This is a genomic window from Rathayibacter sp. AY2B5 (genome assembly GCF_002931645.1).
In the GTDB taxonomy this organism is placed as follows: Bacteria; Actinomycetota; Actinomycetes; order Actinomycetales; family Microbacteriaceae; genus Rathayibacter.
On the sequence record NZ_PSUE01000001.1, the window covers coordinates 183,056 to 197,768 of the forward strand.

Consider the following 14,713-nt stretch of genomic DNA (forward strand, 5'->3'; position numbering starts at 1 on the left):
TACGATGGATGGTCCCCCTTTTGCACGAGAACACGAGACGAGTCCGTATCCATGGCAAGTGCCACCCGCTCCGACCTGCGCAACGTCGCGATCGTCGCCCACGTCGACCATGGCAAGACCACGCTGGTCGACGCCATGCTCAAGCAGACGAACTCCTTCGACGCGCACGCCCACGTGGACGAGCGCGCGATGGACTCCAACGAGCTCGAGCGCGAGAAGGGCATCACGATCCTCGCGAAGAACACCGCTGTCTCGTACAGCGGCAAGCACGCGAGCGACGGTCCCATCACCATCAACGTCATCGACACCCCGGGCCACGCCGACTTCGGCGGCGAGGTCGAGCGCGGCCTGTCGATGGTCGACGGCGTCTGCCTCCTCGTCGACGCGTCCGAGGGCCCGCTGCCCCAGACCCGCTTCGTGCTGCGCAAGGCGCTCGAGGCGAAGCTCCCCGTCATCCTCCTGGTCAACAAGACCGACCGCCCCGACGCGCGCATCGACGAGGTCGTCGCCGAGAGCCAGGACCTGCTCCTCGGCCTCGCCTCCGACATGGCCGACGACGTGCCGGACCTCGACCTCGACGCGATCCTCGACGTCCCCGTGGTCTACGCCTCCGGCAAGGCCGGCCGCGCCTCGGCGAACAAGCCCGAGGACGGCACGCTGCCGGACGCCGAGGACCTGGAGCCGCTGTTCGAGGCGATCCTCAAGCACATCCCCGCGCCGACCTACGACGACGACGCGCCCCTCCAGGCCCACGTCACCAACCTCGACGCGTCGCCGTTCCTCGGCCGCCTCGCCCTCCTCCGCGTCTTCAACGGCACGATCAAGAAGGGGCAGACGGTCGCCTGGGTCCACCACGACGGCACCCACACCAACGCGCGCATCACCGAGCTGCTGATCACCAAGGCGCTCGACCGCTACCCGGCCGAGTCCGCGGGCCCCGGCGACATCGTCGCGATCGCGGGCTTCCCCGAGATCACCATCGGCGAGACCATCGCCGACCCCGAGGACATCCGCCCGCTGCCGGCCATCACGGTCGACGACCCGGCGATCTCGATGACGATCGGCACCAACACCTCGCCGCTCGTCGGCAAGGTGAAGGGCCACAAGCTCACGGCGCGCATGGTCAAGGACCGCCTCGACCGCGAGCTCATCGGAAACGTGTCGCTCAAGATCGTCGACATCGGACGCCCCGACTCGTGGGAGGTCCAGGGCCGCGGCGAGCTCGCGCTGGCCATCCTCGTCGAGCAGATGCGCCGCGAGGGCTACGAGCTGACCGTCGGCAAGCCCCAGGTGGTCACCCGCCAGGTCGACGGCAAGACGCACGAGCCCTTCGAGCACCTGACGATCGACGCTCCGGAGGAGTACCTCGGCGCGATCACGCAGCTCCTCGCCGCCCGCAAGGGCCGCATGGACGGCATGTCGAACCACGGCACCGGCTGGGTCCGCATGGAGTTCATCGTCCCGTCGCGCGGCCTGATCGGCTTCCGCACCGAGTTCCTCACCACCACCCGCGGCACCGGCATCGCGAACGCGATCCTGCACGGCTACGAGCCGTGGGCCGGCGCGATCGTCACCCGCAACAACGGGTCGATCGTCGCGGACCGCAACGGAGTCGTGACCCCGTTCGCCATCATCGCGCTCCAGGAGCGGATGACCTTCTTCGTGAACCCCACCGAGGAGGTCTACGAGGGCATGGTGATCGGCGAGAACTCGCGCAACGACGACATGGACGTCAACATCACCAAGGAGAAGAAGCTGACCAACATGCGTCAGTCCACCTCCGACACCTTCGAGTCGATGACGCCGTCGCGTCAGCTGACGCTCGAGGAGTGCCTCGAGTTCGCCCGCGAGGACGAGTGCGTCGAGGTCACCCCCGAGGTCGTCCGCATCCGCAAGGTGGAGCTCGATGCGAACGCCCGCGCGCGCATGACGAGCCGCCTCAAGAAGCAGGGCTGAGCCCCGGGCGCCTCGGCGCCCGCCCACGACGAGACCGGCCGGAGCGATGCTCCGGCCGGTCTCGTCGTCTCCGCCCCGGTGCTGCAGCGTGCAGCGCCGATCCCGTCCCTCGCGGTCCGGATCAGCCCGCCGGACTCGGAGAGGGAGAGGGGGTCGAGGACTCCGCCTCGAGCGTCGAGGTGACGAAGGAGACGAACGCCGCCGCGTCGTCCGGCTTCCCCGTGTACTGCTCGCCGTTCACCAGCACGGTGGGCGTCGACTCCAGCTTCGGCAGCGAGGAGTTCGCGAGGGGGAGCGAGGTGGCCCGCTCGGTCGCGGCCTTCACCCAGGGCCGGAACTCGCCCCCGGTCATGCAGGCGAGGACGTCGTCGTCGGTGACGCCCGCTCCGGTCACCAGCGCCCGCAGAGCGTCGTCGTCGAGGCCCGTCGTCCCCTCCGCCGGCTGCTGCGCGAAGAGCGCCGCGTTCACGGCGAGGAAGCGGTTTGGATCCTCGTCGGCGACGCACGCCGCGGCGTTCGCGGCCCGGCTGGAGTACTCGGAGCCGGCCGAGGAGGAGTCGAGGATCGCCACCGGGTGGATCTCGAGCGTGATCGCCCCCTTCGTCAGCCAAGACTGCAGCTGCTCGGCGTTCGCCTTCTCGAACTGCCCGCAGTACGGGCAGAGGTAGTCGACGTAGAGGTCGACGGCGACGACTCCGCCCGCCCGCGTGGCGCTCTCATCGGTCGGGACGGGGGATGCTCCCGGAGCGATCGCCGCGCTCGTCGTCGCCGTCACGGCCGAGCCGTCGCCCGCGAGGACGATGCCGTCGCTGAGCATGTTCGCCGGGCCGGCGCTCGCGACCTCCTGCTGCGACCAGACGTTCCAGCAGACCAGGGCCACGACCGCGAGGAGCCCGACGACCGCTCCGCCCTGCCCGAGCAGCCGGTTCCGGCGCCGCCGGCGCCTCTCGGCTTCGCGGCGCTCCCGCGCCTGCGCTCGGGCGAGCTCCTGGCGCTCGCGCTTGGTCAGGCCGCTTCTCGCACTGTTCCCGGACATCGCCGACGACGCTACGGTCGGAGGCTTCGGCGCGCCGTGGAGTGAGCCCGCCGGATCCTGGGACGGAGTGCGGGTCCTCTCAGGGATCAGGCGAAGAGGCCGGAGCCGAGGAAGTCGGTCTCGTCGCGGGCACCGGGCGGCACCGCGAACACGGCCGAGCCGACGTGCTTCACGTACTCGTTCAGTGCGTCCGTCGCGAGGTTCCGCTGCACGGTGACGAACTGCTCCGGGGAGCGCTGGAACGAGAGGAAGAACAGCCCCGCGTTCAGGCGTCCGAGCTCGTCGTTGCCGTCGACGAAGTTGTAGCCGCGGCGCAGGAGCCGCACTCCGTTGTTCACGCTCGGATGCGCGAGGCGCACGTGCGACTCCTGATCGATCAGCGGGGCACCGGTGGCGCCGGCCGCTGCGAAGTCCGGCTCGGTGGACTCCGTGCCGCCCGAGAGCGGCGCTCCGGACCCCTTGCTGCGGCCGATGACCCGCTCCTGCTCGCCCAGCTGGCTGCGGTCCCACGTCTCGATGATCATCCGGATCTTCCGCGCGACCAGGTAGCTGCCGCCGACCATCCACGCGGGGCCGTCGGAGGAGGGGACCCAGACGTGCTCCTGGACGGCGTCGGCCTCCTCGGACTTCACGTTCGCCGTGCCGTCCTTGAAGCCGAAGAGGTTGCGCGGAGTCGCCTGGGCGGTGGACGTCGAGGAGGTGCGGCCGAAGCCGAGCTGAGACCAGCGGAGCGAGGCCCGGCCGAACGCGATCCGGCTCAGGTTGCGGATGGCGTGCACGGCGACCTGCGGATCGTCGGCGCAGGCCTGGATGCACAAGTCGCCGCCGCCGGCCGAGGGGACGAGCGCGTCGCCGCGGAAGCGGGGCAGGGCCTGCAGCTGCGGAGGCCGGCGGTCGGCGAGGCCGAAGCGGTCGGCGCCGGACTCGTCCGTGAAGAGGGTGGGTCCGAAGCCGACCGTGACGGTGAGGGACGCGGCGTCGAGCCCGAGCGCCTCTCCGGTGTCCTCCGGGGGAGCCGTGTCCGGCCCGTCCACCGCGCCGTTCTCGCCGACCTCGAGGCCCTGGGTCATCCGGGAGGCGGCGAGCGTCCAGTCCTTCAGGAGCTCGACGAGGTCCTCGCGCGTGGTGCCCGCGGCGAGGTCGAACGCGGCGAAGTGCAGCCGGTCCTGCGCGGCGGTGGTGATGCCCGCCTGGTTCGCGCCGAAGAACGGCACGGTGCGCGGGGCGGAGGAGGCCGTCGCGCTCGCGGACGATGTGACGGCCACCGTGCCGCCCACTCCGGCGGCCAGCCCGGCCGTCCCCGCCGAGACGAGGCCGAGCAGCCCGCGCCGCGAGAGGCGGCGGGGCTCGTCGGCGGGCTGCTCGGAATCCGTCGGCCGGGCTCCCTCGTGCTGCTCGGCGCCCACTACGCGGCCGGCTCCTCGACGCCCAGCACCGTGTGGGTCAGCTGCGAGAGCGGCTCGGAGAGAGCGTTGACCGCGTCCGAGAGCTCCTTCTTCTGCTCCGCGGTGACGGTGGAGTACGCGGCGAAGCCGGAGTCGATCGAGCCGTACTGCGCGAGCAGGGCGTCGAGCTCGGAGAACCGCTGCGTGATCCGTCCGGTGAGGTCGGCGCCCTCGTCGCCGCTGGCGGTCGCGATCGGCTCGACGTTGCCGAACGCCACCTCCGCGCCCTGGACGTTCGCGGCGAAGTCGGTGAGGTCAGTGCTCGACCACCAGTCCTCCTCGCCCGTGATCTTGCCGGCCGCGACCTCGTCGAGCAGGCCGATGGCGCCGTTGGAGATGTCGCCCACCGAGACGGTGAAGCCGGGCGCGTTCACGAGGTCGGCCAGGCTCTGCACGTCGTCGACGAGGCCCTGGCCGAACTGCGCGCGCTGCTCGGGGGTGGAGGGCGCCCAGTCGAGGAGCGCGCTCGTGCCGTCGGAGTTGAGCGCACCCTCCGCGGGGGCCCACAGGTCCTTCTCGATGCGGTGGAAGCCGGTCCAGTCCAGGCCCTCGGCGACGGCGTCGACCTCGCGGTAGTCGATGCGCGGGTCGAGGTCGCCGAACGCCTCCGCGGTCGGCTCGATCCGCTCGTAGAAGACGCGGGTCGACGCGAAGAGGCCGCGCGCCTTCTCGTCGTCGCCGGCCTCGTAGGCCTGCGCGAACTCGGCCACCGCGGGGAGCAGCTCGCCCACCTGCGACTTCACGTACGCCACGTAGTTGGTGACCGCCGCCTCCGTCGCCGCCTTCTCATCCGCCGACTGCGCGGTGGCCTCACCGGTCACGGTGAACTCGCTCAGCCCGACCGGGGCGCCGACCTGCTGGAACTTGCAGGCGGTGTAGTAGGTGCCCGGCTCGAGCTGAGCGACGTAGGAGACGCTCTGGCCCGGGGTCACGTTCTCCTTCTCGCCCACGATCCGCAGCTTGTCCTCGGCCAGGATCTCGAACTCGTTGACGTCCGAGCCGCCGTTGGTCAGTGAGAACGTCACCGCTCCCGCCTCGGCGGTCGCCGTCGACACCTCGCAGGCGTCGTCCCTGATCGCGACGTCGAGCGCGGCGGAGGAGGAGGACGCGGGGGTGTTCGGCACGCAGCCCGTGAGGATCAGCGCCAGGGCGCCGGCGCCGGCGAGGCCGAGGGTGACGCGGGGGAGGGTGGGACGAGCGCGCGAGGACATGCTTCTCCTGGATCGGGGCGAGTGCGCCGGCGGTGCCGGAGCGGGTCAGACGGAGGTGGGAGCGGGAGCGGCGACCGGGGCCGCGCTGCCCCGTCGCGGACCGCGCAGGCGGACCTGGCGGACGAACAGGGCGCCGACGACGACGAGGTAGAGCAGCCAGGCGGCGAACTGCAGAGCGGTCGGCTCGGGCGTGTAGTTGAAGAGGCCGCCGACCACGGCGGTCACGGGCGGCGGGAGGATCGGGCCGAGCGAGAACAGCGGGGTGCCCCAGCCGGGCAGGAGCGACGCCTCCTGCAGGTCGCCGACGCCGTAGGAGAGGACGCCGGCCGCGACAAGGATGAGGAAGCCGCCCGTCCAGGTGAAGAAGCGCCCGAGGTCGATCCGGACGAAGCCCCGGAAGATCAGGTACGCGATGACGACCGAGCTGAGGATGCCCAGCATCGCGCCGACCGTGCCGACCCACGCGCTGGATCCCGACCCCGCAGTGCTCGAGGACACGCTCGCCCAGACGAAGAGCGCCGTCTCGATGCCCTCGCGGCCGACGCTGATGAAGCCGAGGACCACGATGCCGAGGGCCGAACCCGCGACGGCGCCGTCGAGCCGGGACTCGAGGTCGCCCTTCATGCTGCGGGCGTTCGCGCCCATCCAGAAGATCATCCAGGTGACCAGGCCGACCGCGAGGATCGAGAGGCCGCCGCCGATGAGCTCCTGAGCCTGGAACGACAGGGTCGAGGGGCCCCAGGTGAGGATCGCACCGGTGACGAGTGAGATCGCGATCGCGGCGGCGATACCGGTCCAGAGCCGCGGCAGCACGTCGCGCCGGCCGAGCTTGGTCAGGTAGGCCACGAGGATGCCGACGACGAGGCCGGCTTCGAGGCCTTCGCGGAGGCCGATGAGGTAGTTTGCGAGCACGCGTGTTCTCTTGGTCGATGGTGGACGAGGAGGGGGCGACTCCCGCCCCGAGTCGATCCGGTCGGCGGGCCTCCGTTGTTCGGTAAGCCTTGCCTAACCCGGGTCGACTGTAGTCCGCTGCCCGGTCGCTGTCCAGAAGCGCCCGCAGCGGAGGCCGCGCAGGACGAGAGGCGGAGAGTGGACGCGGGCCGGGACGCAGCAGCGGAGCGGGTGGTGGCGGTGCACGCCCACCCCGACGACGAGACGATCACCATGGGCGGAACCCTGGCGCGGCTGGTGGCACAGGGCGCCTCCGTGACCGTCGTCACCGCCACGCGGGGCGAGTGCGGCGAGGTCATCCCCGAGGACCTCGCTCCGCTCGAGGGCTCGGCCGAGCTGGCCGCGCACCGGACGACCGAGCTCGTCGTCGCCCTGACGGCCCTCGGCGTCGCCGACCACCGCTTCCTCGGCGAGGCGGGCGCCCGCGCACCCGGCCTCGCTCCGCGCGTCTACCGGGACTCCGGCATGCAGTGGGGCACAGGCCGCGTCCCGGTGCCGCTCGAGCCGGTGCATCCCGCGTCCTTCACCGCCGCGCCCGAGGACGAGGAGGTGGCGGATCTCGTCGCCGTCCTCCGGCAGGTCGACGCGGGCGTCGTGCTGTCCTACGACGCGGGTGGCGGCTACGGCCACCCGGACCACGTCCGTACCGCCCGGGTCGCCGAGCGCGCCGCCGAGCGCCTGGGCCTGCGCTTCCTCGCCGTCCTCCCCGACGCGGCCCCGCCCCTCCCCGGGGACGTCGTGATCGAGCTGTCCGCCGAGGACCACGCCCGCAAGCGCGCGGCCCTCGAGGCGCACGCGACGCAGCTGGTGGTCGAGGGCGACGAGGCCCGGCTCTCGAGCGGTCCGCCGTTCCCCATCGGCCGCATCGAGCGCTTCCGCCCGGTCGCGCAGGCGGGGCGTCCGGCGCCGCTGCCGGAGGAGCGTCCGACGCTGGGATCGCGCGTGCTGTCGGGCGTCGCCGGAGTCCTGGTCGGCGCGGTGGTCGGAGCGATCACGACCGTCGCCCATCAGAGCACCGTGTCGGTCGGCGGTGTCGTCCTCCCGGTCGGCCTCGCCGCCTCCCTCGCCGGCGTGCTGCTGCTCCTGCTCGGGCTGCGCCTCGTGCTCATCGACCGGTTCGTCGCGTTCTGCACCGCGATGGGCCTGCTCGGGATGATCGGGCTGCTCGCCCTGCGCAGCGCCGGCGGATCCGTCCTCGTCCCGGCGAACGGCCTCGGCGTGGCCTGGACCTTCCTCCCCGCCCTCATCGCCCTCGTCGTGATCGCCTGGCCGCGGCTGCGGGCGGCCGCTCCCGCCGCCGCCCCGCGGCCCGCGGACGCCGACGCCCCGTCGGCCCCCGTACGATAGACACACTGTTCGAAGGGACCTGGAGCACCGTGACCTACGTGATCGCACTTCCGTGCGTCGATGTCAAAGACCGCGCCTGCATCGACGAGTGCCCGGTCGACTGCATCTACGAAGGCGAGCGCTCGCTCTACATCCACCCGGACGAGTGCGTGGACTGCGGTGCCTGCGAGCCGGTCTGCCCCGTCGAGGCGATCTACTACGAGGACGACCTCCCCGAGGAGTGGTCCGACTACTACAAGGCCAACGTCGAGTTCTTCGACGAGATCGGCTCCCCGGGTGGAGCCGCCAAGGTCGGCGTGATCGCGAAGGACCACCCGGTCATCGCGGCGCTGCCTCCGCAGAGCCACTGAGGCCGCTCCCGTGGCCCTCGGCGCGCTGCCCGACTACCCCTGGGACCTGATGGCGCCCTTCGCCCGCACGGCGGCGGAGCACCCCGGCGGGATCGTCGACCTGTCGATCGGCTCGCCGGTGGACCCGACGCCCGCCCCGATCCGCGACGCGCTCGCCCGCGCGACGGACTCGCACGCGTACCCCACGACCGTGGGCACCCCCGCTCTGCGCGAGGCGATCGCCGCCTGGTACGCGCGGCGGCGCGGAGTCGAGGGCCTCGGGATCGACGAGGTCCTGCCGACGATCGGCTCCAAGGAGCTCGTCGCCTGGCTGCCCTTCCTCCTCGGACTCGGGGAGGGGGACGTGGTCGTGCATCCGCGCGCCGCCTACCCGACGTACGCGATGGGCGCGGCGATCGCCGGCGCCGAGGCGCTCGCCTCCGACGACCCGGCCGAATGGCCCGCGACGACCCGCCTGGTCTGGCTCAACTCTCCCGGCAACCCCGATGGCGCCGTGCTCGACGTGCCCGCCCTGCAGCGCGCCGTCGCGCGTGCCCGTGAGCTGGGGGCCGTGATCGCGGGGGACGAGTGCTACGCCGAGCTCGGCTGGGACGGCCGCTGGGCCGACGAGCCGATCCCGAGCGTCCTCGACCCGCGCGTGGTGGGGGAGGACCGCACCGGGGTCCTCGGCGTCTACTCGCTGAGCAAGCAGTCGAACCTCGCCGGCTACCGCGCCGCCTTCGTCGCCGGGGACGCGGCCCTGATCGCGCGCCTGGTGACCGTCCGCAAGCACGCGGGCATGATCGTGCCCGGTCCGCTGCAGGAGGCGATGATCGTCGCCCTCGCCGACGACGAGCACGTCGCCGCGCAGAAGGAGCGCTACCGTTCCCGCCGCGACCGCCTCCGGCCCGCCCTCGAGTCCGCGGGCTTCCGGATCGACCGCAGCGAGGCCGGCCTCTACCTGTGGGCGACCGAGGGCCGCGCGGCCTGGGAGTCCATCGACCGGCTCGCCCGCCTCGGCGTCCTCGCGGGCCCCGGCGTCTTCTACGGGGAGGGCTTCCCCGAGCACGTGCGCCTCTCGCTGACGGCCTCCGACGAGCGGATCGACGCGGCCGTCGAGCGCCTGTCCGGCGGCCTCTGAGGCGCTCGACCCGGCCGATCCTGGCGGGTTCCGACAAGGACCCGGCCCCAGCGCTGGGCGATGTCACAGTGCCCCCGCTTTGCCCATAGGCTGTATGTGGTTCGGTCGACGGCGCCTCGCGAGGCCCCGGCTGCACCACGATCCAGACCCGGCGCCGCCCGCTCCGCGCGAGCGCTTCCGGGGTGCGACCGCGACGACCTGGGAGGCGTTGTGACCGAATCCGGCACGCAGAGCGACGGAACCGCGACGGTGGGCTCCACGGAGCCCGCGACCGGGAGCGCCACGACATCGCCTCCCGCGCCGGCGGAGCAGGAGCTCCCCGAGAAGGTCACGCTCACCTTCGGCGACCGCACCGCGGACTTCCCGGTCCTGCGCAGCGTCGACGGCTCCTCGAGCATCGACTTCTCGACCCTGTCGAAGCAGACCGGCTTCATGTCGCTCGACTACGGCTTCGTGAACACGGCGGCGACCAAGTCGCAGATCACCTACATCGACGGCGACCAGGGGATCCTCCGCTACCGCGGCTACCCGATCGAGGAGGTGGCCACCAACGCGACCTACCTCGAGGTGGCCTGGCTCCTCATCTACGGCGAGCTGCCGACGGCCGACGAGCTCGCGGGCTTCGACGAGCGCATCCGCCGCCACACGCTCCTCCACGAGGACCTCAAGCGCTTCTTCGACGCGCTCCCGCACAGCGCGCACCCCATGTCGGTGCTCTCGGCCGGAGTCTCGGCCCTGTCGACGTACTACGAGGACAGCTCCAACCCGAAGGATCCGGAGGCTGTGGAGCTCACCACGATCCGCCTCCTGGCGAAGCTGCCCGTGATGGCGGCGTACGCCCACAAGAAGGCGATCGGCCAGGCGTTCCTCTACCCGGACAACTCGCTGAGCTTCGTCGACAACTTCCTCCGCCTCAACTTCGGCACGATGGCCGAGCAGTACCAGGTCGACCCGGTGCTCTCGAAGGCGCTCGACCGCCTCCTGATCCTCCACGAGGACCACGAGCAGAACGCGTCGACGTCGACCGTCCGCCTCGTCGGCTCCACCGAGGCGAACCTCTACGCCTCCGTCTCGGCCGGCATCAACGCCCTGTTCGGCCCTCTGCACGGCGGAGCGAACGAGGCGGTGCTCACCATGCTCGGCCGGATCCGCGAGTCGGGCGAGAGCGTGTCGACGTTCGTCGAGCGGGTGAAGAACAAGGAGGAGGGCGTGCGCCTGATGGGCTTCGGCCACCGGGTGTACAAGAACTACGACCCGCGCGCGAAGCTGGTCAAGGAGAGCGCCTCCGAGGTCCTGCAGGCCCTCGGCGTGAAGGACCCGCTGCTCGACATCGCGATGGAGCTCGAGGCCCTCGCTCTCGAGGACGACTACTTCAAGGAGCGGCGCCTCTACCCGAACGTCGACTTCTACACGGGCGTCATCTACAAGGCGATGGGCTTCCCGACCCGGATGTTCACCGTGCTCTTCGCGATCGGCCGCCTGCCCGGCTGGATCGCCCACTGGCGCGAGATGAACACCGACAAGCAGACCAAGATCGGCCGCCCGCAGCAGCTCTACATGGGCTCGCCCGAGCGCCACTGGCCGACCGACCGCTGACCGGTCCCCGAGAGCCCGTCCCCGCCGGGGGCGGGCTCTCGCCGTGCGGCGCACCCGCCTCTCGTCGGCCGTCCGAGGCTCGAACCGCTTCTTCGAGGCGGGACGCAGAGCGGCGTGGTCGCCGCGGACTCGATCAGCACGGTTCGTCCCGGGGTGCCGCCTGCTGGGCCCGGCGGCGCGGGACGCCCGTCCTCAGGCGTGCAGGGCGGCGTTCAGCTCGATGCCGGCGCCGGTGCGGGGGAGGACCTCGACCGCTCCGGTGAGTGAGTTGCGGCGGAAGAGCAGGTTCGGCACGCCCGAGAGCTGCACGGCCTTCACGGTCTGCGGGGCGCCGTCGGCGCGCGGCGCTCCGCCGACCACGACGACCTTGGTGCCGGCGGTCACGTAGAGGCCGGCCTCGACGACGGTGTCGTCGCCGAGGGAGATGCCGATGCCCGAGTTCGCACCCAGCAGCGCCCGCGCGCCGATCGAGACGCGCTGCACTCCTCCGCCCGAGAGGGTGCCCATGATGGAGGCGCCGCCGCCGATGTCCGAGCCGTCGCCGACCACGACGCCCTGCGAGATGCGCCCCTCGACCATCGAGCTGCCGAGAGTCCCGGCGTTGAAGTTGACGAAGCCCTCGTGCATCACCGTCGTGCCGGGTGCCAGGTGCGCGCCGAGGCGGACGCGCGAGGTGTCCGCGATGCGCACCTTCGCGGGGGTGACGTAGTCGGTCAGCCGCGGGAACTTGTCGATGCCGGTGGCCTGGATGCCGTGGCGCCGGAGCGAGGGCCGCAGGCGGGTGAACGACTCCGGCGAGACCGGACCGGCGTTCGTCCACACCACGTTCGGCAGGTGGGCGAAGACGCCGTCGAGGTTCACCTCGTTCGGGCGAACCAGGAGGTGCGAGAGCAGGTGCAGCCGCAGGTAGGCGTCGGACGTGGAGGCGGGCGGCGCCTGCACGTCGATCTGCAGCGTGACCACGTCGATGCGGACCTCGCGGCGCGGATCCTCGCCGGCCTGCTCCTCGAACTCCGCCGGCACGATCCAGGGGTCGCGGCCGGCCGGGATGGTGCCGAGGCGCGGCTCCGGGAACCAGGTGTCGAGGACGGTGCCGTCGGCGGCCACGGTGGCGAGCCCGTATCCCCAGGCGGAGGCGGGCGCGGAGGAGTCTGCGGAGTGCTCGAGGGTCATGCCGATCAGGGTAGCGCGGAGCGTCCGGCCGCTACCCTGGGGCGCATGGCCGATCCGACCACCGCCCCTCCGCTCGATCTGCGCACCGATCCGGTCGCCCTGACGCGGATCCTCTGCGACATCCCGTCCGTCTCGGGCGACGAGCTCGAGATCGCGGACGCGGTGCAGTGGGCGCTCGAGCAGTACGACCACCTCGAGGTCATCCGCGACGGCCACACCGTCGTGGCGCGGACGAACCTCGGCCTCGCCCAGCGCGTCGTGATCGCCGGGCACCTCGACACGGTGCCGGTCAACGGCAACCTGCCCGTCGTCGCCGAGACGATCGACGGCGTCGAGCACCTGGTCGGCCGCGGGACCGTCGACATGAAGGCCGGAGTGGCGGTGCAGCTCGTCCTCGCCGCCGAGCTCTCCGATCCGGCCGTCGACATCACCTGGATGTGGTACGACAACGAGGAGGTCGCAGCGGACCTTAACGGCCTCGGCCGTCTCTCCCGGCACCGCCCCGACCTCTTCTCCGCCGACTTCGCCGTGCTCGGCGAGCCGACGAGCGGAGCAGTGGAGGGCGGCTGCAACGGGACGCTCCGGGTCGACGTGGTCACCCGCGGCGTCCGCGCCCACTCCGCCCGCAGCTGGGTCGGCGAGAACGCGATCCACGCGGCCGCGCCGATCCTCGACCGCCTCGCCGCCTACGTGCCGCGCGAGGTCGAGGTCGAGGGCCTCGTGTACCGCGAGGGCGTCAACGCCGTGCGCGTCACCGGCGGGGTCGCGGGCAACGTGATCCCGGACCTCTGCACTGTGCAGGTCAACTACCGCTTCGCCCCCGACCGGTCCGGGGAGGAGGCGCTCGCCCACCTCGAGGAGCTCTTCGAGGGGTTCGAGGTGACGGTGGACGATCTGGCCGAGGGCGCCCGCCCGGGGCTGGACGCACCTCTGGCCCAGGCCTTCCTCGCGGCCGTCGGAGCCGAGGCGAAGCCCAAGTACGGCTGGACCGACGTCGCGCGGTTCTCCGCCATGGGCATCCCGGCTGTCAACTACGGACCGGGCGACCCGCTCCGGGCCCACGCCGACGACGAGCGCGTGGCGGTGCACGAGATCACCGAGTGCACCGAGGGCCTCCGCCGCTGGCTGACCGCGTCCTCGTGAGCGCGACCGCCACGGCCGTCCCCGTCCGCCTCCGCCTGCGCCTGGTCCCGTGGTGGGCGCGCGTCCTCCTGGTGTACATCGCGACCCGCGTGGTCACGACGGTGATCCTGCTGCAGTTCGCCGCGCACCAGCTCGCGAACCCGTGGACCGGACCCTCCCCGTCCTACTCGGCCTTCGCGTCGATGTGGGACGGCCGCTGGTACGAGATCATCGCGGCCACCGGGTATCCCGGCTTCCTGCCGATCACGCAGGACGGCCACGTGGGGGAGAACGCCTGGGCCTTCATGCCGCTCTACCCGGGCGTCGTGAAGGCGCTGATGGCGCTCACCGGCCTCACCTGGGCTCCGGCCGCCGTGACCGTCTCCGTCCTGTGCGGAGCCGGAGCCTGCCTCGTCCTGTACCGCCTCTTCCGGCACTCCCTCGGCGAGTCGCAGTCGCTGACGGCGGTGCTGCTGTTCTGCGTGGCGCCGACCTCGCCGCTGATGCAGCTCGCCTACGCGGAGTCGATGGCGATGCTCCTGACCGCGGTCACGCTCCTCCTCCTGGTGCGGCGGCGCTGGCTCGCGGTCGTGCCCGTCGTGCTGCTGCTGGGCCTGACCCGGCCGAGCGGGCTCGCCTTCGCCGCCGCGCTCGGCCTGTACGTCGTCTACCGGTTCGTCCGGCGCCGCACGGAGCCGTTCCCGCGGTCGGAGTGGCTGCCGGCCGTGGGCCTGACGGCGTGGGGGCTCGTGGTCGGCTTCCTCTGGCCCGCCGTGGCGTGGGCCGTCACCGGGTCGATGACCGCTTACACCGACACCGAGCTGGCGTGGCGTGCGGTCTACATCGGCTACCAGGAGCTGCTCCCGCTGACCCCGTGGTTCCAGGGCGGCGCCTGGTGGGGCTCGTGGTGGTTCGGGGCCCCGGCCGTCGGCGTCGTGCTGGTGGTGCTCCTCCTGGCTGCGTTCGTCGGGATCCTCGCCGCACCGTGGACACGGCGGCTCGATCTCTTCAGCCGGGCCTGGGTCGCCGGGTACGGCGTCTACCTGCTGGCGTTCTTCTTCCCGCAGTCGAGCACCTTCCGGCTGCTGGGCCCGATGTTCCCGCTCGTCGGAGCGCTGGCGGTGCCGCGCTCGCCGGTCTTCCGGGTCGCGCTGGTCCTGCTCGGGATCGGCGGCCAGATCGTCTGGATCTCGATCTGCTGGGCCGTCGCCGGATCGGACTGGACCCCGCCGTGATCGTGCCGCGCGCCCGCCCGGCGCGGTGCTCCTCCCGGGACTCCCGACTCCCGCACGGGTATGCTCGTCGGAATGTCTCCCCTCACGCCAGCCGGTGAGCCGCGACACGCGTCGCCCCTCCTCCGGCCGTCCCGCCGGCGAGCCGCGGCGACACCCGCCCGCTCCCCGCTG

12 protein-coding genes are annotated in these 14,713 nt (G+C 72.1%); 7 read left to right on the forward strand and 5 right to left on the reverse strand.

Features of this window, described 5'->3' with window-relative positions; genetic code table 11:
• Positions 1 to 51 precede the first annotated feature (51 nt).
• The gene (gene typA, locus C5C30_RS00780) at positions 52 to 1,956 is read left to right on the forward strand and encodes a translational GTPase TypA (RefSeq protein ID WP_104222978.1); all 1,905 of its coding nucleotides are present in this window, start codon (positions 52 to 54) and stop codon (positions 1,954 to 1,956) included.
• 121 nt (positions 1,957 to 2,077) lie between these two features.
• On the opposite strand, the gene C5C30_RS00785 is transcribed toward typA, so the two are convergent.
• From C5C30_RS00785 to efeU, 4 genes are all read right to left on the reverse strand, one after another.
• Positions 2,078 to 2,992: a thioredoxin domain-containing protein gene (locus C5C30_RS00785; protein WP_104291540.1), complete on the reverse strand. Its 915-nt coding sequence runs from the start codon at positions 2,990 to 2,992 to the stop codon at positions 2,078 to 2,080.
• Between the two features lie 86 nt (positions 2,993 to 3,078).
• On the reverse strand, positions 3,079 to 4,398 hold the full coding sequence (gene efeB / locus C5C30_RS00790; RefSeq protein ID WP_104291539.1) for an iron uptake transporter deferrochelatase/peroxidase subunit: 1,320 nt from the start codon (positions 4,396 to 4,398) through the stop codon (positions 3,079 to 3,081).
• Entirely contained in the window at positions 4,398 to 5,648 is a 1,251-nt protein-coding gene (gene efeO / locus C5C30_RS00795; RefSeq protein WP_104237549.1) for an iron uptake system protein EfeO, read from the reverse strand. Before efeO ends, efeB begins: the two co-directional genes overlap by 1 nt.
• A 45-nt stretch (positions 5,649 to 5,693) precedes the next feature.
• Positions 5,694 to 6,560 (reverse strand): iron uptake transporter permease EfeU, encoded by an 867-nt coding sequence (gene efeU / locus C5C30_RS00800; RefSeq protein WP_104225548.1) that lies wholly within the window; start codon positions 6,558 to 6,560, stop codon positions 5,694 to 5,696.
• A gap of 177 nt (positions 6,561 to 6,737) precedes the next feature.
• Here efeU and C5C30_RS00805 point away from each other — a divergent pair, with 177 nt between their 5' ends.
• The 4 genes from C5C30_RS00805 to C5C30_RS00820 all read left to right on the forward strand — a co-directional run bounded on the left by C5C30_RS00805 (position 6,738) and on the right by C5C30_RS00820 (position 11,012).
• The gene (locus C5C30_RS00805; RefSeq protein WP_146081459.1) at positions 6,738 to 7,946 is read left to right on the forward strand and encodes a PIG-L family deacetylase; all 1,209 of its coding nucleotides are present in this window, start codon (positions 6,738 to 6,740) and stop codon (positions 7,944 to 7,946) included.
• 29 nt (positions 7,947 to 7,975) lie between these two features.
• Complete coding sequence (fdxA, locus tag C5C30_RS00810) at positions 7,976 to 8,296, forward strand: ferredoxin (RefSeq protein ID WP_104222984.1); 321 nt, start codon at positions 7,976 to 7,978, stop codon at positions 8,294 to 8,296.
• Between the two features lie 10 nt (positions 8,297 to 8,306).
• Positions 8,307 to 9,416: a succinyldiaminopimelate transaminase gene (gene dapC, locus C5C30_RS00815; protein WP_104246606.1), complete on the forward strand. Its 1,110-nt coding sequence runs from the start codon at positions 8,307 to 8,309 to the stop codon at positions 9,414 to 9,416.
• A gap of 210 nt (positions 9,417 to 9,626) precedes the next feature.
• A complete protein-coding gene (locus tag C5C30_RS00820; RefSeq protein WP_258065742.1) occupies positions 9,627 to 11,012 on the forward strand; it encodes a citrate synthase in 1,386 nt (461 codons plus the stop codon).
• 192 nt (positions 11,013 to 11,204) lie between these two features.
• On the opposite strand, the gene dapD is transcribed toward C5C30_RS00820, so the two are convergent.
• Positions 11,205 to 12,185 carry a 2,3,4,5-tetrahydropyridine-2,6-dicarboxylate N-succinyltransferase gene (gene dapD / locus C5C30_RS00825; RefSeq protein ID WP_104232738.1) on the reverse strand — a complete coding sequence of 327 codons (981 nt, stop codon included), beginning with the start codon at positions 12,183 to 12,185 and terminating at the stop codon, positions 11,205 to 11,207.
• A 45-nt stretch (positions 12,186 to 12,230) separates the two neighbouring features.
• Here dapD and dapE point away from each other — a divergent pair, with 45 nt between their 5' ends.
• Positions 12,231 to 13,328 carry a succinyl-diaminopimelate desuccinylase gene (dapE, locus tag C5C30_RS00830; RefSeq protein ID WP_104272627.1) on the forward strand — a complete coding sequence of 366 codons (1,098 nt, stop codon included), beginning with the start codon at positions 12,231 to 12,233 and terminating at the stop codon, positions 13,326 to 13,328.
• Entirely contained in the window at positions 13,325 to 14,542 is a 1,218-nt protein-coding gene (locus tag C5C30_RS00835; protein ID WP_258065743.1) for a hypothetical protein, read from the forward strand. The genes dapE and C5C30_RS00835 overlap by 4 nt, the downstream gene beginning before the upstream one ends.
• Positions 14,543 to 14,713 lie beyond the last annotated feature (171 nt).

What these genes read in the sequence shown, in the direction of transcription:
- typA (WP_104222978.1), top strand. Translation starts at nt 52, where the DNA reads ATGGCAAGTGCCACCCGCTCCGACCTGCGCAACGTCGCGATCGTCGCC.
- C5C30_RS00785 (WP_104291540.1), bottom strand. Translation starts at nt 2,992, where the DNA reads ATGTCCGGGAACAGTGCGAGAAGCGGCCTGACCAAGCGCGAGCGCCAG.
- efeO (WP_104237549.1), bottom strand. Translation starts at nt 5,648, where the DNA reads ATGTCCTCGCGCGCTCGTCCCACCCTCCCCCGCGTCACCCTCGGCCTC.
- dapD (WP_104232738.1), bottom strand. Translation starts at nt 12,185, where the DNA reads ATGACCCTCGAGCACTCCGCAGACTCCTCCGCGCCCGCCTCCGCCTGG.
- dapE (WP_104272627.1), top strand. Translation starts at nt 12,231, where the DNA reads ATGGCCGATCCGACCACCGCCCCTCCGCTCGATCTGCGCACCGATCCG.